The sequence below is a fragment of the Flavobacterium sp. H4147 genome, assembly GCF_029360735.1.
Taxonomy (GTDB): Bacteria; Bacteroidota; Bacteroidia; order Flavobacteriales; family Flavobacteriaceae; genus Flavobacterium; species Flavobacterium endoglycinae.
On record NZ_JARKNB010000001.1, the window covers coordinates 556,084 to 575,104 of the forward strand.

The 19,021-nt window shown below is 36.1% G+C and carries 13 protein-coding genes and 1 riboswitch; of the genes, 2 read left to right on the forward strand and 11 right to left on the reverse strand.

Translation table 11 applies throughout. The features are described 5' to 3' along the window. Positions 1-29 precede the first annotated feature (29 nt). A complete protein-coding gene (metE, locus tag P2W75_RS02405; protein ID WP_276378768.1) occupies positions 30-2,351 on the forward strand; it encodes a 5-methyltetrahydropteroyltriglutamate--homocysteine S-methyltransferase in 2,322 nt (773 codons plus the stop codon). Positions 2,352-2,556: 205 nt separating this feature from the next. Here the strand turns inward: metE and P2W75_RS02410 are convergent, their stop codons facing one another. Further along, positions 2,557-3,135, reverse strand: coding sequence for an outer membrane beta-barrel protein (locus tag P2W75_RS02410; protein WP_276378769.1), 579 nt, complete (start codon positions 3,133-3,135; stop codon positions 2,557-2,559). Between the two features lie 148 nt (positions 3,136-3,283). On the opposite strand from P2W75_RS02410, the gene gldA reads away from it, so the two are divergent. Next, positions 3,284-4,180: a gliding motility-associated ABC transporter ATP-binding subunit GldA gene (gene gldA, locus P2W75_RS02415; RefSeq protein WP_276378770.1), complete on the forward strand. Its 897-nt coding sequence runs from the start codon at positions 3,284-3,286 to the stop codon at positions 4,178-4,180. Positions 4,181-4,510: 330 nt separating this feature from the next. Here gldA and P2W75_RS02420 read toward each other — a convergent pair whose 3' ends face one another. The 10 genes from P2W75_RS02420 to P2W75_RS02465 form a co-directional block, all read right to left on the reverse strand. Then, on the reverse strand, positions 4,511-5,911 hold the full coding sequence (locus P2W75_RS02420; protein WP_276378771.1) for an aspartate aminotransferase family protein: 1,401 nt from the start codon (positions 5,909-5,911) through the stop codon (positions 4,511-4,513). 78 nt (positions 5,912-5,989) lie between these two features. After that, on the reverse strand, positions 5,990-7,213 hold the full coding sequence (locus P2W75_RS02425) for a dicarboxylate/amino acid:cation symporter (RefSeq protein ID WP_276378772.1): 1,224 nt from the start codon (positions 7,211-7,213) through the stop codon (positions 5,990-5,992). Between the two features lie 193 nt (positions 7,214-7,406). Continuing rightward, positions 7,407-8,060 carry a class I SAM-dependent methyltransferase gene (locus tag P2W75_RS02430; RefSeq protein ID WP_276378773.1) on the reverse strand — a complete coding sequence of 218 codons (654 nt, stop codon included), beginning with the start codon at positions 8,058-8,060 and terminating at the stop codon, positions 7,407-7,409. A gap of 172 nt (positions 8,061-8,232) precedes the next feature. Beyond that, entirely contained in the window at positions 8,233-9,189 is a 957-nt protein-coding gene (gene metF, locus P2W75_RS02435) for a methylenetetrahydrofolate reductase [NAD(P)H] (RefSeq protein WP_207297949.1), read from the reverse strand. 171 nt (positions 9,190-9,360) lie between these two features. Further along, positions 9,361-12,036, reverse strand: a complete 2,676-nt coding sequence (gene metH / locus P2W75_RS02440) for a methionine synthase (RefSeq protein ID WP_276378774.1) — start codon at positions 12,034-12,036, stop codon at positions 9,361-9,363. Positions 12,037-12,365: 329 nt separating this feature from the next. Further along, on the reverse strand, positions 12,366-13,370 hold the full coding sequence (locus P2W75_RS02445; RefSeq protein WP_276378775.1) for a homocysteine S-methyltransferase family protein: 1,005 nt from the start codon (positions 13,368-13,370) through the stop codon (positions 12,366-12,368). Positions 13,371-13,690: 320 nt separating this feature from the next. Beyond that, positions 13,691-13,808, reverse strand: a riboswitch (SAM riboswitch). A 327-nt stretch (positions 13,809-14,135) separates the two neighbouring features. Then, positions 14,136-15,188, reverse strand: coding sequence for an NAD(P)/FAD-dependent oxidoreductase (locus P2W75_RS02450; RefSeq protein ID WP_207297955.1), 1,053 nt, complete (start codon positions 15,186-15,188; stop codon positions 14,136-14,138). A 198-nt stretch (positions 15,189-15,386) separates the two neighbouring features. Further along, on the reverse strand, positions 15,387-15,968 hold the full coding sequence (locus tag P2W75_RS02455; protein WP_207297956.1) for a bifunctional precorrin-2 dehydrogenase/sirohydrochlorin ferrochelatase: 582 nt from the start codon (positions 15,966-15,968) through the stop codon (positions 15,387-15,389). A 169-nt stretch (positions 15,969-16,137) separates the two neighbouring features. After that, positions 16,138-16,911 (reverse strand): uroporphyrinogen-III C-methyltransferase, encoded by a 774-nt coding sequence (gene cobA / locus P2W75_RS02460; RefSeq protein WP_276378776.1) that lies wholly within the window; start codon positions 16,909-16,911, stop codon positions 16,138-16,140. Continuing rightward, positions 16,904-18,994 carry a HEPN domain-containing protein gene (locus P2W75_RS02465; RefSeq protein ID WP_276378777.1) on the reverse strand — a complete coding sequence of 697 codons (2,091 nt, stop codon included), beginning with the start codon at positions 18,992-18,994 and terminating at the stop codon, positions 16,904-16,906. Before P2W75_RS02465 ends, cobA begins: the two co-directional genes overlap by 8 nt. Positions 18,995-19,021: the final 27 nt, after the last annotated feature.

Below are 19,021 nucleotides of genomic sequence, written 5' to 3' on the forward strand. Positions count from 1 at the left end.
TTTGTACAGTAAAAAATACTGAAATCAAAATGAAAACAAACAATTTAGGTTACCCAAGAATTGGCAGCAACAGAGAACTGAAAAAAGCCAGCGAACTGTATTGGGCTGGAAAAATTTCGGCAGAAGAACTTATTGACGCCGGAAAAGAAATCCGTCTTAAAAACTGGAAATTACAAGCTGAAGCAGGAGTTGATTTGATTCCTTCTAATGATTTTTCCTTTTACGATCAGGTGCTTGATTTAACGCTGACTGTTGGTGCAATCCCTTCACGTTATCATGAATTAGCAAAAAACAACTCATCGCTTGATTTGTATTTTGCCATGGCAAGAGGATCTCAAAAAGACGGACAAGATGTTGTGGCTATGGAAATGACAAAATGGTTTGATACTAACTACCATTATATTGTTCCTGAATTCACGAAGAACCAAAAATTTGAACTGTTTTCTGAAAAGATAATCAATGAATTTAAAGAGGCAAATACAATTGGAATTAAAACCAAACCCGTTTTAATTGGACCTGTTTCGTATTTATTACTAGGAAAAGAAAAAGAAGAAGGTTTTAACCGAATTGATCTTATCGATGCTTTACTTCCAGTTTATTTCGAAATTCTTGAAAAACTGCAAGCCGAAAATGCCGAATACATTCAGTTAGACGAACCGTTCTTGGCTTTAAACTTAACGGATAAAGAAAGAGGCGTTTTCACGAAAGTGTACAATGAAATCCATACTCGTTTTCCAAAGCTTAAAATCGTTTTAGCGAATTATTTCGATTGTTTTGGAGAGAATTTAGAAACAGCGTTAGCACTTCCTGTTGATACTTTCCATTTGGATTTAGTGCGTTGCCCGCTTCAATTAGGCGATATTTTAGAATCAGGGAAATTGGCTTCACACGTAGATCTTTCTCTTGGAGTAGTTGACGGAAGAAACATCTGGAAAAACGATTTTAAAAAATCATTGGAATTAATTAAAAAAGCTACTGATGCTTTGGGAACTGACAGAGTTTTAATTGCTCCATCTTGTTCTTTAATTCACAGTCCGTGTGATTTAGATCTGGAAACAAACGATGAAACGTTAACTCCAGAAATCAAACAATGGCTGGCTTTTTCGAAACAGAAAATCAACGAAATTGTACTTTTAAAACAATTTGCTTCTAATGAAGTAAGCATCGAAAATTCTGTTGCTTACAAAGAGAATGTTACCGCAAATGAAAACCGAAAAACGTCAAAACTAATTCATAACAACGAAGTTAAAACACGTGTTGCTGGCATCACAGCTTCTGATGACAAACGTAAAAGTACATTTGCTGTTAGAAGAAAAAGCCAGGTTGAAGCTTTAAAACTGCCTTTGTTCCCAACTACAACTATTGGATCATTTCCTCAAACAGCAGAAGTGAGAAGCTGGAGAGCAAAATTCAAAAAAGGGGAATTGACGACTCAGGAATACAATGATTTAATCGAAAAAGAAACCGAAGCAACGATTCGTTTTCAAGAAGAAACCGGAATAGATGTTCTAGTTCATGGTGAGTTTGAACGTAACGATATGGTGGAATATTTCGGGGAACAATTGGCAGGTTTTACTTTTACTAAAAATGGCTGGGTTCAGAGTTACGGAAGCCGTTGTGTAAAGCCTCCTGTTATTTACGGAGACGTTTCTCGTCCAAACCCAATGACGGTAAAATGGTCGCAATATGCACAATCTTTAACTCCAAAATGGGTAAAAGGAATGTTGACAGGCCCAGTAACCATTTTACAATGGTCATTTGTTCGTAACGATCAGCCACGTTCTGAAACTTGTACACAAATTGCATTGGCCATTCGTGATGAAGTGGTCGATTTAGAAAAGGCAGGAATTAAAATCATTCAAATTGACGAACCAGCAATTCGCGAAGGCCTTCCGTTACGAAAAGAAGAATGGGCATCTTATTTGGATTGGGCAGTTCGTGCTTTCAGAATTTCAGCAAGCGGTGTAAACGACGATACGCAGATTCACACACATATGTGTTACAGCGAATTCAACGATATTATTCAAAATATTGCCGATATGGATGCAGATGTCATCACCATTGAATGTTCACGTTCGCAAATGGAACTTTTAGATGCTTTTGCCAACTTTAAATATCCAAACGAAATTGGACCTGGCGTTTATGATATCCACTCTCCTCGTGTTCCTTCAAGTGCCGAAATGGTTCGCTTATTAGAAAAAGCTTCAAACGTAATTCCAGTAGACCAGCTTTGGGTAAATCCAGATTGTGGTTTAAAAACGCGTCATTGGGATGAAACCAAAAAAGCGTTAATCGAAATGGTAAACGCTGCACAGGAAATGAGAGCCGCAGTAGAAAATCCAGTTAGTTAATAGTTTTACCAGAATATATTTTTGTTTTTAAGTCCGGAAGTGGAGTCGAAAGTTAGTTATGATTTAGTTTCGGCTTCACTCGGCATAAAGAATAAAGCCTAAAAACTTGATAGAACTGGAACTAAACCAGAAATTATTTCTAAAAAACACAACAAAAAAAAAGCACTCCAATTGGAGTGCTTTTCTATAACTATTAAATTTAAGATTAGAAGTTTTTAGAAATTCCAATGTTAAATGTTTGTCCAAAGTTGAAGTTAAATCTGCTAACATCTGGACCATTGTTATCATAGCTTAATTGATCGTAGCTTAAACCTCCAATGCTGAAGTTAAGACCAAAACCTTTTTTCATGTTAATGAAAAGAGCTGGAGTTATACCAATGTACATTCCGTCTGCTTTTGATTTTGTGTAGTTATTTCCAACATAATCTTTCTCAGTTAAATTTTGGAAACCTGCTCCTAAATCAGCAAAAACAGCAAAAGTTTGGCTTAATGGCACAGAATAACGTACAAATGCTCCAAATTTAGAGCTGTTAGTTTTGTATTCGTTTACTCCTTGATCATTTTTAGAAGAAGCTACAGTAAATTCACCCCCAACAGTCCAGTTATCATTAAATTGGTAACCTACTTTTGGAGAAAAGCTAAATTCATTTGATTTTGTTTCTCCAACATTGTAATCAACTGTTTCAGAAGAATAACCAATGTTACCTCCAACTAAAATTGTTCCTTTTTGTGCGTTTGCAAAACCGCAGATAGCTAAAGCAGCCATCACTAAAAATTTTTTCATTTTTTTGAGTTTATTTTGATTTTAGCATTCCTTTAACAATAACAATGCCGTGAATAGTGGACTCTTTAATTTTTTTATAATTATTTTAAGAGACAAAATTTTAGCAATCGAGACTAATTCTCTTTACTTTTGTAACAAATAAAAAGTCATGTCGATAGAAGTAAACAGTATATCAAAAAGTTACGGAGAGCAAAAAGCTTTAAATGAAATTTCATTTAAAATTGAGAAAGGAGAAATTGTAGGATTTCTTGGTCCGAATGGAGCCGGAAAATCTACTTTAATGAAAATTTTGACCACCTATTTACTTGCCGACAGCGGCTCAGCCCTTGTAAATGGTCACGATGTCATGACAAACACCAAAGATGTACAACGTTCAATTGGATATTTACCAGAACATAATCCGTTGTATTTGGATTTGTATGTTCGTGAATATTTGGCATTTAATGCTGATGTTTATAATGTCGCAAAAACAAGAATTGAAGAAGTTATTCAACTGACAGGACTGACACCGGAAAGCCATAAAAAGATAAGCCAATTGTCAAAAGGTTACCGTCAGCGTGTGGGACTTGCTAATGCTTTATTACACAATCCGGATGTTCTAATTTTGGATGAGCCAACTACTGGTCTGGATCCGAATCAGTTAATGGAAATTCGAAATGTAATTAAAAATGTTGGTAAAGATAAAACTGTTTTTTTATCGACACACATTATGCAGGAAGTCGAAGCAATCTGTGATCGTGTCATAATTATTGACAAAGGACAAATTGTTGCAGACAATAAATTAGACCATTTGGTAGCTGATAATAAAGAGCAAGTCATTGAAGTTGAGTTTGATTACAAAGTTGAAGAACAGCTTTTAGCCAAACTAGAAAACATTACTTCATACATTAATACACATGACATGACATGGGAGCTTACTTTTGTTACCGAAAAAGATATGCGTCCGGCCATTTTTGATTTTGCCAATGAAAATGGTTTAAAAACCCTTCAATTGAATCAGAAAAACAAAAACTTAGAAGCTGTCTTTAGAGAAATTACGAAATAAGTACTTATCTCGGTAACGGTTTTCAGTTAGAAAAGCGGTTTGTTTTAAATAAAACAAACCGCTTTTTTTCTCTTCTTTTCTCTGTGAATCATAAAATAAAACTTCCACTAAAAATATTTTTTTATTTTTATTTAGACTTGTTATAAATAATATTATATTTGACTAATCAAATTTCATGTTATGAATAATGTTTTAGGTGTGAGAAAAATTTTATTCGAATAACTGAATTCGATACTGTTTATAAAAATTTCGTTCTTTAAATACCTTGTTTTTTGTTTTTTTGTTAGTCAAGAGCCTGTTCTTCAAACAGGCTCTTCTACTTTATAAAACTTATATATTAGAAAGGATTTCTCGCATTTCCTGAATTACAAGCTTAACGTCATTTTCTGTTGTTCGCCAATTTACAAATGAAGCTCTGATCCCTTTTTTGTTTTGATAAACTGTTGGCGTCATAAATACTTTTCCAGTATCATTTAAAGCCAATAAAAACTGGCTTACTTTTTCCTGGTTGTGCTCCCCTTTCAGCGTGAAGCAAACATTATTTAAACGAATTGGCGCCAATAGTTCAAAGTCATTTTCTATTAAAACATTTCCGAAGTGTAAGGCCAAGGCAGTACTGTTTTCAATAATATCTCTGAAACCTTCTTTTCCATACGCTTTAAGTGAAAACCACGCTGGAAGCGCACGCATACGACGAGAATTCTCTGGAAGCACATTCAAATAATTAAAATTCTCTAAAGGATTGCCCAAATATGGTGCATTTGAATTCTGAAATGTTTCTATCTGAAGATTAGCATGTTCTTTTTTGATTAAGTAAAAAGCACTTTCGTATGGAACATTCAGCCATTTATGACAATCAATCGTAATACTGTCTGCTCCTTCCCAACCTTTTACCAAATGATTGTGTTTTTCTGAAACGGCAGCAAAACCTCCAAAAGCAGCATCAATATGCCACCAGAAATTATATTGTTTCTTTAATTTCGAAATGGCTTCAAAATCATCAAAATCGGCAGTATTAACCGTTCCGGCACTTGAGATCAGAATAAAAGGTTTTCCATTTAATTTCTTGATATTTTCTTCTAGATCGGCAATATCAAGCGCTTCACGATTACCTTGGATAGTTTTTACAGTGGTATAATTCTGGCTTCCAATTCCCAGCATCGACAAACATTTAATAGAAGAAGAATGTGGTGTAGCTGTTAAAATATTAACCGTTTCTGAAATTCCGTTTTTAGCAAAATCTTTCCCGAATTGTTTTCCAAACCATTGTCTCGCTACTCCTAAAGAAGTGAAATTAGACATCGTTGCTCCCGTAACAAATCCGCCTAAAAATGTATCAGGAAGATCTAAAAGCTGTAACAGCAAATTAATTGTTTCAAATTCTATTAATGCAGATGCCCCACCTTGCGCTTTTACAGCCTGCGTATTTTGATCGTAAACAGATGCAAGCCAGTCACCTACAATAGATGCTGGAGTGGATCCTCCTGTTACGAATCCCCAATATCTTGATCCAGATGATGAAACCATTAAAGGCGCCAATCTCTCATTAAACTCTTTTAAAGCATCAATAGAACCTAAGCCTACTTCATTTAAAGCCGTTTTTGGATCAATTGTATGAGTGTTAGAAGTTGGAATATTTTCGATATCGTTCAGAAAACCAACTCCTTGCTGTTTTGTTTTTTCTAAGATATTCTCAAAATCGTTGAGATCTTGCTGTAGTATTGAATTCATAAGTTTGCTGTATTAGTTATGTTGCGCAGATTGCGCAGATGAAAAGGGTTATTAAAATTTATATTTTTTAAAGAGAAGCTACCATTTCGTTTTTTCCGAAAACCTCGAAACGAGCATCGATGAAATTACATCACCGTTGGCATTTAACAAAGTGGCAATCGGGTCAACTAAAGTTCCTAGAATCATAGCAACTGGCAAAGCCTGTTCCATTGGAAAACCATAAACGGTAATGGCTAAAACTTCTCCAATGTAACCTCCATTTGGAATTCCGCCTTCTACAATAGAAACAATCACCGTAATTCCTAAGGCCAAAAGAATCGTTGAAGGTTCTGTGAAATCTTTTCCAAACATGGCAAACAGAAAGGTGATTTTTAGGATGGATGACATACTTGAACCATCTTTATGCAGTGGAGCACCAAGTGGAATTACAAGATTCCGCACATGCGCCGGGATTTCCATTTTTTGCGCTGCATCTAGATTTGCCGGAATGGTTGCGATACTGCTGCACGTTCCTATTGCGGTTAAAGAAGGCGTGATGTTATTGCTCCAAAAAACTTTAAAAGCTCTTTTTCCGCCAGCCGCAAGCGCGTACAAACTAAAAAATGCGAAGAAGTAAAATACACAAGCCGCGTAATAAACCGCCATAGGTTTTGCATACACACCAAACAATTGGGGGCCGAAAATACCAACCTGATAGGCAAAATAAGCTCCTAAACCTATTGGTGCTAATTTCATGATGATATACAGCAATTGCTTCATGACTTCATTTCCAGAATCCAGAAAACTCTTGAAAGCATTTCCTTTTTCTCCTGATTGTAAGGTGGCAAAACCAATTAAAAACGAAAATATAATCAGCGCCAGCATGCTTTTTCTAGACAATAATTCGAAGAAATCATTGGTTGTAACTAATTTTGCAATCTGATCTCCAACAGATCCGGATTCTATATTTTCAAACGGTACTTTCGCAACAGCAATATCTTGATGAATCGGGAAAAGGTAAACGGCAAAAATCATGACGATTGCTGAAATCAGAATAGTGGAAAGAAAAACCAAAATCATGATAAAGAATAGTTTTCCAAGCTTTTCTTTCTGTTCCAAATTTGCAATTGAAGAACCAATGGTAAAGAAGATTAGCGGAATAATTGCTGTAAAAAGCAAATTCAGAAAAATATCTCCAATTGGTTTTATAACTAGAACTTTTTCTCCAAAAACTAATCCAAAAATACTTCCAATGGCGATACCTCCAAGAAGCAGAAGTATACTGCTGTAACTTTGCAGAAAATTGATTTTTTTAGTTTCCATCGTGATACAATTGGGTTAAGATTCTGTGGCAAATAATTTTTAAACACATAGAAACATAGTCCTCTTTGCCTACAAAGGTGTTTAACTTGTTTAAATACACATAGCTATTTGTGAAAAAATGTGTTTTTTCTTTTAATTCTTTTCGATTAAAATCAAAATAAATCTATGTTTCTATGTAAAATGTATTTATTTTTTACTTCTCCAAAACTATGGTAGTAAAAGCTCTATCGACTAATTCGCCTGTTTTGCTTTTTACTTTTTCGGTCTGAGTTTCGGTGTAAATCATTTGAAAAGCTGTTTTTTCAATTAATTTTTGTGCTTTTTCAGTACTGTAAAGCTCAAATTCAAATTGAGTAAAAGGCAGTTTTTTCATAAAATCTTCTTCGGCAAACGTCAAACAGAAATTTCCATTTGGTTTTAAAACTCTGTAAATTTCTGAAAGCAATTCTTCAGGCTTCTGCCAAAAATAAATGGTATTTACAGTGAATATTTTATCGAAAGATTCGTCTTCAAATGGTATTTTATTTCCGTCATAAATCGAAAAAAATGCCTGTTTTTGAGAAACAAAATTTCTATTGATTTGACGTGCTTCCTTAAACATCAATTCAGACATTTCAAGTCCGTAATATTTTAGGTTTTGTGCTTGTTCAAAAAGAAATTCTACATGACCTGCATTTCCGTGCCCGAGTTCCAGAATTTTATTTCCTTGAGATATATTTAGATTTTGGATGGAATGTTTGGTCATATTGATGTTTGTTTCGTTCATCATATTTCCCATTTCAATTCCTTTCTCTCCTGTTGGATTTTTTAATTGAGAGGCTATGGCTTGTAATTCTTCATTTTTCATGGTGTGAAAATTTAGACTTCTAAATTAAACAATATCTCAATTCAAATTCCAAATTTGAAAATTGCTTCGCCTGTTCGCTATCGCTCGAGTCCAAATTTCAAATTCCAATTTTACAAACTACATTGGAATAACTTTGTCAAAGTTTAAAACTTTGACAAAGTTATATGAGCAATTAAAAAACCTGACTCGCAATCTGACGGATATTCTCCGATTTACCCATTGAATAATAGTGTAAAAATGGAACTCCAGCTGCTTTTAATTCTAATGACTGCTGAATTGCCCACTCGATTCCGACTTGTTTGATCTCAGCGTTATTTTTGCATTTGTCTACTGCATCAATTAAATCTTCTGGCAAATCAATTCTGAAAATCTGTGGTAAAACTTGTAAATGTCTTTGAACGGCAATCGGTTTGATTCCTGGAATAATCGGGATTGTGATGCCCATTTCTCTTGCTTTTTCTACGAAAGCGAAATATTTAGCATTATCAAAAAACATCTGCGTTACCACATAATCAGCTCCAGCATCTACTTTTTCTTTTAATCTTTTTAAATCTGATTGTAAAGAAGGAGATTCTAAATGTTTTTCTGGATAACCAGCCACTCCAATACAGAAATCGGCTTTGTTGTCGGCATCGATTACTTCATGCAGATATTTTCCGCAATTTAAATCCTTAATTTGTTTTACCAAATCAATTGCGTAATGATTTCCCCCCGCTTTTGGCACAAAAGATTGTTCGTCTTTCATCGCATCGCCTCGAAGAGCCATTACGTTGTTGATTCCTAAATAATGACAGTCAACCAGCATGTATTCCGTTTCTTCTTTGGTAAACCCGCCGCAAAGCAAATGCGGAACTGTGTCAACATTATATTTATGTTTTATAGAAGCGCAAATTCCAAGCGTTCCCGGACGCATACGTGTCAATTTTTTATCCAAAAGTCCGTTACCGCGGTCAATGTAAATGTATTCTTCACGAGAAGTCGTTACATCAATAAAGGGCGGATTAAACTCCATTAACGGATCAATATTATCGTATAATTCCTGAATACTTTTCCCCTTTTGAGGAGGAATAATTTCAAATGAGAATAATGTTTTTCCTTTGGCGTTTTCTATATGTTCTGTTACTTTCATTATTTGAGTTATGAGTTATGAATTAAGAGTTTTGAGTCTGTTGTGTAAAAAATCTGAAATCAAAAACTTAAATCAATCATTTTTGTTTGTTTCAAAGTCTCAGGTTTCACGTTCCAAGTTTCAAGCTTTGTGCAAACTTGAAACCTGAAACTTGAAACAAAAATAACTTCGTTAATCTGCTATATTAGGATTTAACCATTTCATTGCATAATCAAGTGGTACATTTCGGCGTTTGGCGTAATCTGTTACCTGATCTTCTTTTATTTTTCCTAGCCCGAAATATCTACTTTTTGGATTCCCGAAATAGTATCCCGAAACCGAAGAAGCCGGCCACATTGCCATACTTTCTGTCAGTTTTACGCCTATTTGTTTTTCAACATCCAAAAGTTTCCAGATTGTTGGTTTCTCCAAGTGATCCGGACAAGCTGGATATCCTGGCGCAGGACGAATTCCTTTATAATTCTCTTTAATCAATTCTTCGTTAGTTAAAGATTCTTCCGAATCGTAACCCCAGAAATCTTTACGTACTCTCTCGTGAAGATATTCGGCAAAAGCCTCTGCAAAACGATCTGCAAGTGCTTTAACCATAATCGAATTATAATCATCTAGATTCTTTTCGTATTCTGCAGCCCATTCGTCTACACCAAAACCAGTGGTTACACAGAAAGCTCCCATATAATCCTCGATTCCGCTTTCTTTAGGCAGAATAAAATCGGCTAGAGCGATATTTGGCGCACCTTTCGTTTTTTGTGACTGCTGACGAAGCGTTAAGAATTTCTCTAGAACTTTTCCGTTTTCATCACGCAATTCGATATCGTCGTCATTTACCTGATTCGCAGGGAAGATTCCGTAAATACCTTTTGCTTTTAGTTTTTTCTCTGCTAAAATGACTTTCAGCATTGCTTGAGCATCATTAAAAACAGAAGTTGCTTGTTCGCCCACAACCTCATCCGTTAAAATTGCTGGATATTTTCCATACAATTCCCAAGTTTGGAAAAATGGCGTCCAGTCGATATACGGAACCAAAACATCCAATTCTACTTCGATTGTTTGTGCTCCAATTACTTTTGGTTTCACTGGAGTATATTCGCTCCAATCCAACGGTAGTTTGTTTTTACGAGCATCTTCGATCGTTAAGAAGTTTTTATCTCTCGAACGATTTAAAAATGTTTCTCTAAACGAATCGTATTCTGCACGAATATCTGCCGCGTATATTTTTCGGTTATGATCCAACAGGTTTCCTGCAACAGTAACGGCTCTCGAAGCATCGTTTACGTGAATAACAGTTTCTCTGTATTGAGGTGCAATTTTCACGGCGGTATGCGCACGTGAAGTTGTTGCCCCGCCAATCATAATCGGGATTTTAATATCTTGTTTGTCTAATTCTTTGGCTAAATACACCATTTCGTCAAGCGAAGGAGTGATTAGTCCGCTTAATCCGATAATGTCTACATTGTGCTCAATTGCAGCCGAAATAATTTTCTCTGGAGGTACCATTACTCCTAAATCTACAATCTCGTAATTGTTACAGGCCAAAACTACTGAAACAATGTTTTTTCCAATATCGTGAACGTCTCCTTTTACAGTCGCCATCAGGATTTTTCCGTTTCCTTGTTTGTCGCCTGCTTGTTTACTCGCTTCAATAAACGGCAATAAATACGCCACTGCTTTTTTCATCACACGAGCCGATTTAACTACCTGAGGAAGGAACATTTTTCCGCTTCCGAATAAATCTCCAACGACATTCATTCCGGCCATTAAATTAATCTCGATAACTTCAATTGGTTTTGTAGCTGCTAAACGCGCTTCCTCAACATCTTCTTCAATAAAAGCATCAATTCCTTTTACCAATGAGTGTGTAATACGATCTTGAACCGATCCTAAACGCCATTCTTGAACCGCTTTTTCGTCGCTTTTTACTTCTCCTTTTACGTTTTCTGCAAAATCTAAAAGTCTTTCTGTAGCATCGTCACGTCTGTCTAGAATTACGTCTTCAACATGCTCTAATAAGTCTTTCGGAATATCATCGTAAATCGTCAACATTTCAGGATTTACGATTCCCATCGTCATTCCGTTTTTGATCGCATGATATAGAAATACCGAGTGCATTGCTTCACGAACCACGTCATTTCCTCTAAAAGAAAACGAAACGTTACTTACACCACCACTAATATGTGCATGCGGCAAGTTTTCGCGAACCCATTTTGTTCCTCTAAAGAAGTCCAGTGCATTCAGGCGGTGTTCTTCCATTCCTGTTGCCACTGGGAAAATGTTCAAATCGAAAATAATATCCTGCGGAGGAAAGTTTACTTTATTGACCAAAATATCATACGAACGCTGACAGATTTCAACTCGGCGATCGTAATTATCGGCCTGACCTACTTCGTCGAAAGCCATTACAATAGCAGCCGCACCATAACGTTTGATTAATTTGGCGTGATGAATAAAGGCTTCTTCGCCTTCTTTTAGCGAAATCGAGTTTACAACGCTTTTTCCTTGTACTACTTTCAGACCCGCTTCGATAATCTCCCATTTCGAACTGTCGATCATAATTGGCACTCTCGAAATATCTGGCTCTGCAGCAATCAAGTTTAGGAATTTGGTCATAGCAGTTACACCGTCCAACATTCCTTCATCCATATTAATATCGATAATCTGCGCTCCTCCTTCTACCTGCTGTCTTGCAATATCAAGTGCCTCGTCATACTTCTCTTCCTTAATTAATCGAAGGAATTTTCGCGAACCCGTTACATTCGTACGCTCTCCAACGTTTACAAAAACGCTTTCTGGCGTAATAATCAAAGGTTCTAATCCTGATAATACAAGGTCTCTTCTTTTTTCTGTCATTTCTTTCAATTTTCAACGGAATAAATTCCGTTGCTACCAATATTTAGTTCCTATCGGAACTTATTTATTTTTTTCCTGCAAGGTTTTCGAAACCTTGTAGGTATATATGTTTGTTATTTTGGGCGTGATTCGTATATATCTATCGAATTTTCATAATCCATATAACGTTCCCATGGAACTCTTTCGTAAATCACTTCTATATTCAACGGAATAAATTCCGTTGCTACAAAATATTTCGTTCCTACGGAACTTTTTTTTAAAGAGCCATCGGCTCAAAACCATTTGTAGGGACGGATTTTAATCCGTACACATAACGAAGGGAAATTATATTAAGCGTTAACCGGCGCCACTCTCGGCTTATAATCCTTTGCAACTTCAGCAATTAATCGAATATGATCTGGAGTTGTTCCGCAACAACCCCCAATGATATTGATTAAATTATCTTCTAAATATTCTTTGATGAATGCCTGAGTTTGTTCTGGTGTTTCATCGTATTGTCCGAAAGCGTTTGGTAATCCAGCATTTGGATGCGCTGAAACATTAAAGCTTGTGTTGTGCGCCAATGTTTTTAAATATGGTTTCAACAAATCGGCTCCTAAAGCGCAATTGAAACCAACACTTAATAACGGAATATGTGAAACTGAAATCAGGAAAGCTTCAACCGTTTGTCCAGAAAGCGTTCTTCCTGAAGCATCGGTAATCGTACCTGAAACCATGATTGGAATATCGATATTTCGTTCTTCTTTTACTTCTTCAATGGCAAAAAGTGCCGCTTTTGCGTTTAAGGTATCGAAAATCGTTTCTACTAAAAGCAAATCGCAACCTCCGTCCATTAAAGCTTCTACTTGCTCTTTGTATGCAATTCGCAAATCGTCAAAAGTTACGGCTCTGTAACCTGGATCATTTACATCTGGTGACATACTTGCCGTACGGTTTGTTGGTCCGATTGAACCTGCTACGAAACGCGGCTTCTCCGGATTTTTTGCTGTGAATTCATCCGCAACTTCTCTTGCCAGTTTAGCCGATTCGTAGTTTAGTTCGTAAACCAAATCTTCCATATGATAATCGGCCATACCAATTGTCGTTCCCGAAAATGTATTGGTTTCTACGATATCTGCACCAGCTTCGTAATATGCAGCGTGAACATCACGAATGGCCTGTGGCTGTGTTAGGGATAATAAATCGTTGTTTCCTTTTAACGGATGCGGGAAATCTTTGAAACGTTCGCCACGAAAATCTTCTTCAGAGAAGTTGTAGCGTTGTAACATAGTTCCCATTGCTCCATCAAGGATTAGGATATTTTTCTTTATTGCTTCTTGAATTGTAATCGACATCTTTCTCTTGCCGCTAAGGCACTAAGGCACAAAGCTTTTTTAAATTATAATTTTGAAGACTCTATTTAAACCCGACAGGTTTTAAAAACCTGTCGGGTTTAGTCTTCGATATTTTTTTTCACATTAATTCCAAAGTGCACTATTGCTGGTTCATTAGCCCCGATTGAGCCGTTATCCTCGTAGTGAAACGGAGAGATATAGGCGAAAGCGGGAACTATTGACTGCAAAAATGCGCCAATGATTCGCTCTTACCGAAATTGATTTCAGTAAATTATTTGTATGTTGTCTAGAAAAGTTTTGGGAAATACGAGAATGTATTTGTGTTATCTATCTTAAATACCGTGTGTTTACGATACAAAGTAGAATTTAGCACCTTCTTTATAGTAAAGGGTTGCTAAGGTTTCATCGGGTCTATCCCTCCGCCTTTCGTGATAACGAACAATAATTTTAAGAACAGCGCAAAGGTATGAAATGGCAATACGATTTGCAAATGTTTTTTTTAAGGTTCTGAGATTCTAAGATACTAAGGTTCTAAGTTTTAAAATTTGACTTCAGTTTTTCAAATATAGCCAAAGGTTTCAACCTTGGCTTGGGTACACATTGTTATAATTCATGCGGATCGTGATAATATATTGTCTATACGTTGCGTTCTGGCTATGTTTTTCCATTAATCGATAAAAATAAAAAAGCTCAAACTATAAAAGTTTGAGCTTTCTATATATAAAACCTTAGCACCTTAGTCCCTTAGAACCTCAGCACCTAAGATTAAACAATCGCTTTAACAACTGCTTTAGGAGCTTCTTTACGAGTTCCGTCGAAACCGTCTACTCCAGATACTGTTGTATATTTCAATACGTATTTTTTACCCGGATTGATGATTTGGTAAGCTGCCTGACACATTAAAGTTGCTTCGTGGAAACCGCAAAGGATTAATTTTAATTTTCCAGGGTATGTATTTACGTCTCCAATGGCGAAGATTCCAGGAATATTGGTCTGATAATCTAATGCATTGTTTACTTTAATAGCATTTTTCTCGATTTCTAATCCCCAATCTCCTATTGGACCTAATTTTGGTGTTAATCCGAAAAGCGGGATGAAATAGTCGCATTCTATTTTACGGTGTGCTCCGTTTTCTTCAATATCTAATGATTCTACATGCTCAGCACCGTTGATTCCGATAACTTCTGCTGGAGTGATTAATTTGATTTTTCCAGCCGATTTTAATTCCTGTACTTTTTCTACAGAATCTAAAGCGCCTCTAAATTCGTTTCTACGGTGAATTAAAGTTACTTCTGAAGCTACGTTTGCTAAGAAAATAGACCAGTCTAATGCTGAATCTCCTCCTCCTGCAATAACAACTCTTTTATCTCTGAATTTCTCAGGATTTTTGATGAAGTATTTTACTCCTTTATCTTCATAAAACTCGATATCTTCGATAAGTGGTTTACGAGGCTCGAAACTTCCTAAACCTCCAGCAATTGCAATAACTGGTGCGTGAAATTTAGTTCCTTTGTTTGAAGTTACTATGAAACTTCCGTCTTCTTGTTTATCGATTGTTTCTGCACGTTCTCCTAAAGTAAAACCTGGCTCAAATTGTTTGATTTGCTCCATTAGCCCGTCTACAAGATCTCCGGCTAAAACTTCTGGGAATCCAGGAATATCATAAATTGGTTTCTTAGGATATAATTCTGAAAGCTGTCCTCCTGGTTGTGGCAAAGCATCTAGGATATGACATTTCAATTTTAATAATCCTGCCTCGAAAACGGCAAATAAACCTGTTGGGCCTGCTCCAATTATAAGTATATCTGTTTTAATCATTATGTTGTTGTTTATAATCATTCTTAATAACGCAAAGAAACGAATAAATCCTTGTACTTTCAATGATTTTTATCATTAATTTCTTTCCGAAACTTTTTTTACTCTTTATTTTTTAATGAAGAGGTAATCTCATTCATTCTTTTACATCGGGTTAAAACCCGACGCTACAAAATCAGCCGTTCCTTCGGAACTTTTTTGTTATTCTTTATTTTTCAAAGAAGCTGTTATTTCATTCATCTTCCTTACTTTATCTTCAAAATTACCTTTTAACGTTTTTCGGTATTCATTCAGATTCTCAACCATTTGATTGATATCTTCTGGAATTACTTCTTCGAAAAACTCCCGAAGCCTTTTGGCTGTTGTTGGCGATTTTCCGTTAGTCGAAATGGCAATTTTTACATTTCCTTTCGTTACGATTCCGCCCAAATAATAATCACATAAATCTGGCGTATCGGCTATATTGCAAATCAAATAGCGTTTTCTGGCTAAATCGTACACTCTTTTATTGACTTCAAGATTATCTGTACAAGCGATTACCATGTGGCGCTTTTTGAGCATTTTCTTTTTGAACTTCGATTTGGTCAATGTAATCGAAGGATGTTTCTCAGCAAGAACTTTTATTTCTAAATGAAATTCTTTTGCTACTACCTCAACATTTGCATTCGGACTTGACTTGAGCAAGAATGAAAGCTTTTCCAGACCTACATTTCCTCCACCTACAATCAATACATTTAAATTATGAAGCTTTAGAAATATTGGATATAATTCGTTTTGTTCCATGTTACCAATATGTAGTTCCTAACGGAACAATTTTATGTAAATATCGGGTTTAAACCTGATGATGCAAAATCGGTCGTTCCTTCGGAACTTATCTTGTTATTTCTTTTAATGCTTTTTGCTACATCGGGTTAAAACCCGACGCTACAAAATCACTCGTTCCTTCGGAACTCTATCTTGCGATTTCTTTTGATAAAAATTCTTCGTAAAACCCTTTTAGCTTGTGGCTTTCTTTTACCACTTCGCCTAAAACGATAATGGCCGGAGAACCTAATTCTTTTTCTTTTACGATTTCTAAAATCGAATCTACTGTTCCTACACCCACTTTTTCTTCTGCTGTTGTTCCGTTTTGAATGATCGCAACTGGCAGATTTCCTTTGTTTTCTTTTTGAAACAAATCGATAATCTGAGGCAGTTTGTGCATTCCCATTAAGATTACAACTGTTGCAGAAGATTGAGCCGCCAAAGCTACATCTGAAGATAATTTTCTATCGGATGTAGTTCCTGTAATAGCCCAAAAGCTTTCTGAAACTCCTCGTTTTGTTATTGAAATTCCTTGACTTGCCGGAACTGCCACTACAGATGAAATTCCGGGAACGACAAGTGTTTCAATTCCAAAACTTTCTGCAAAATCAATTTCTTCCCCTCCTCTTCCAAAAATGAATGGATCTCCGCCTTTTAACCGAACTACATTTCCGTACGTCAACGCATTATCTACAATCAGTTGATTGATTTGATCTTGCGTGTAAGCATGGTTTCCAATTCTTTTTCCAACAAAAATCTTGATGGCATTTTTTGGTGCGTAATCCAGAATTTCTTCGTTGGCTAAGGCGTCGTATAAAACCACATTAGCTTCAGCCAATGCTTTTACAGCTTTTAGCGTCAATAATTCAGGATCGCCCGGACCTGCACCGACTAAAGTTATTTTGGGTTTTATATTAAGCATTTGCTAATTCTTGTGCTCTGAATGTTTCGATTTTATCAAAGAAAACGGTTGCTTGTGCAATGTAATCTTTAGCGAAAGCTTCAGATGGTTCATTTTTATTGATTTGGTAAACTAAGTCTTTAAAAGTTGAATTCAATTCGATTTTATTGGTATCAACAAAAACAGTGTCAAACAAATCAACGATTCCTGCGTGGTGGTTTGTTTTTTGGTTTTCTGCCAACAATAAAGCTTTTGCCCCATTTACAAATCCAGCGTAAGCATGATAAATTGCGTCAGACCATTTTTTCTCGTCGAAAGATTCCTGAGCCAAAATCAATTTCTCTTTAGCTTCAAACAATAAAGTTGCCACTAAATCGATCACAACACCAGCACATTCTCCAACTCCAACTGCTTTTACATAATTATCAGCGTTACCCCAATCCACAAAATCAGCTTCTGTTAAGTTGGTTACATCAGCTAACGGTTTTAAGATTTCGTAGAAGTATTTCTCTCCTTTTGCATCGTAATAGTTTAGGAATTTTTCTCCATTCGCATTAGCGTCAAAATCATTTAAGATGGTACGCAAAGCTTCTGGTCCTCTACGGCTAGGAATTTTGATTACTTTATCAGCAAAACGTCCTTCTCCGTTTCCTAATCTTCCTCCACCCAACAAAACTTGTAAAGCCGGAGCCACTAATTTTCCTGAGTTGATAGACATTCCCTGGAATCCAATTGCAGACATATTATGCTGTCCGCAAGCGTTCATACAGCCCGAAATTTTAATTTCGATTTCGCGGTTGTTTAAATATTGAGGATATTCTGCATTTATCACTTTTTCTAATTCTTCGGCAATACCAGTACTGCTCGCAATCCCCAAATTACAAGTATCGGTTCCTGGACATGCCGTAATATCTACGGTAGAATTATATCCCAAATGAACAAAGCCCAATTTGGCTAATTCTTGATAAAAGAAAGGAAGATTTTCCTCTTTTACGTGACGTATTACAATATTTTGACGCAATGAAAAACGTAATTCATTTGCTGCGTAATTTTTAATTAAATCGGCTAATAATCTGGCTTTATCCGTATAAAAATCTCCTAATAAAACTTTGATTCCGATAGCATAATATCCTGCTTGTTTTTGTGCAATTACATTCGATTTTTTCCAAGCTTCATAAGCTGCTACATCTTCGATTTTAACTTGTGGCACTTCTAAAACTGGTTCTGGAATTGGACCATCAAAAGCAGTGGTGTCAATTTCGTATGTTTCAAAAGCAATTGCTTTTTTCTCTTTTTCAACTAAATCAAGGAAAGCATCTTTTCCCATTTCTTTGATTAAGAATTTCATACGCGCTTTCATTCTTTTTGCACGTTCACCGTATCGGTCAAAAATACGGATGATTCCTTCTGCTGTTGGAATGATTTCGTTTACTGGTACAAACTCAGAAAGTAATTCTGCATGCGCTGGCTGAGATCCTAAACCTCCACCGAACATGATTTTAAATCCTTTTTGTCCGTCTTTGATTTTTGGAATAAATCCTAAATCGTGCAAATAACTTAAAGCGGTATCTTCATCCGAAGAAGAGAACGAAATTTTAAATTTACGTCCCATTTCCTGACAAATTGGATTTCTCAATAAGTATTGGAACAAACCGTGTGCATAAGGCGAAACATCAAATGGCTCGTTTACATCTACACCTGCTAATTCGCTTGCTGTAATATTTCTAACGGTGTTACCGCAAGCTTCACGCAACGTAATATCGTCTTTTGCCAATTCTGACCAAAGTTCAGGTGTTCTGTCCAAACTTACGTAGTGAATCTGGATATCCTGACGTGTTGTAATATGCAGACGTCCAGTAGAATATTTATCGGATACTTCCGTAATTCTTCTCAATTGCTCGCTGGTTACTTTACCATAAGGCAGTTTGATACGAATCATCTGAACACCTTCCTGACGCTGACCGTATATACCACGCGCTAAACGAAGGCTACGAAAACGCTCATCATCAATTTTTCCTCCACGGAATAAATGAATCTTTTTTTCTAATTCGATAATCTCTTTCTGAACTACCGGATTTTCTATTTCTGTTCTAAAACTTTCCATTTTGTCTTTAGTTGTTGGTTGTCTGTT

What these genes read in the sequence shown, in the direction of transcription:
- metE (WP_276378768.1), top strand. Translation starts at nt 30, where the DNA reads ATGAAAACAAACAATTTAGGTTACCCAAGAATTGGCAGCAACAGAGAA.
- P2W75_RS02410 (WP_276378769.1), bottom strand. Translation starts at nt 3,135, where the DNA reads ATGAAAAAATTTTTAGTGATGGCTGCTTTAGCTATCTGCGGTTTTGCA.
- gldA (WP_276378770.1), top strand. Translation starts at nt 3,284, where the DNA reads ATGTCGATAGAAGTAAACAGTATATCAAAAAGTTACGGAGAGCAAAAA.
- P2W75_RS02420 (WP_276378771.1), bottom strand. Translation starts at nt 5,911, where the DNA reads ATGAATTCAATACTACAGCAAGATCTCAACGATTTTGAGAATATCTTA.
- P2W75_RS02425 (WP_276378772.1), bottom strand. Translation starts at nt 7,213, where the DNA reads ATGGAAACTAAAAAAATCAATTTTCTGCAAAGTTACAGCAGTATACTT.
- P2W75_RS02430 (WP_276378773.1), bottom strand. Translation starts at nt 8,060, where the DNA reads ATGAAAAATGAAGAATTACAAGCCATAGCCTCTCAATTAAAAAATCCA.
- metF (WP_207297949.1), bottom strand. Translation starts at nt 9,189, where the DNA reads ATGAAAGTAACAGAACATATAGAAAACGCCAAAGGAAAAACATTATTC.
- metH (WP_276378774.1), bottom strand. Translation starts at nt 12,036, where the DNA reads ATGACAGAAAAAAGAAGAGACCTTGTATTATCAGGATTAGAACCTTTG.
- P2W75_RS02445 (WP_276378775.1), bottom strand. Translation starts at nt 13,370, where the DNA reads ATGTCGATTACAATTCAAGAAGCAATAAAGAAAAATATCCTAATCCTT.
- P2W75_RS02450 (WP_207297955.1), bottom strand. Translation starts at nt 15,188, where the DNA reads ATGATTAAAACAGATATACTTATAATTGGAGCAGGCCCAACAGGTTTA.
- P2W75_RS02455 (WP_207297956.1), bottom strand. Translation starts at nt 15,968, where the DNA reads ATGGAACAAAACGAATTATATCCAATATTTCTAAAGCTTCATAATTTA.
- cobA (WP_276378776.1), bottom strand. Translation starts at nt 16,911, where the DNA reads ATGCTTAATATAAAACCCAAAATAACTTTAGTCGGTGCAGGTCCGGGC.
- P2W75_RS02465 (WP_276378777.1), bottom strand. Translation starts at nt 18,994, where the DNA reads ATGGAAAGTTTTAGAACAGAAATAGAAAATCCGGTAGTTCAGAAAGAG.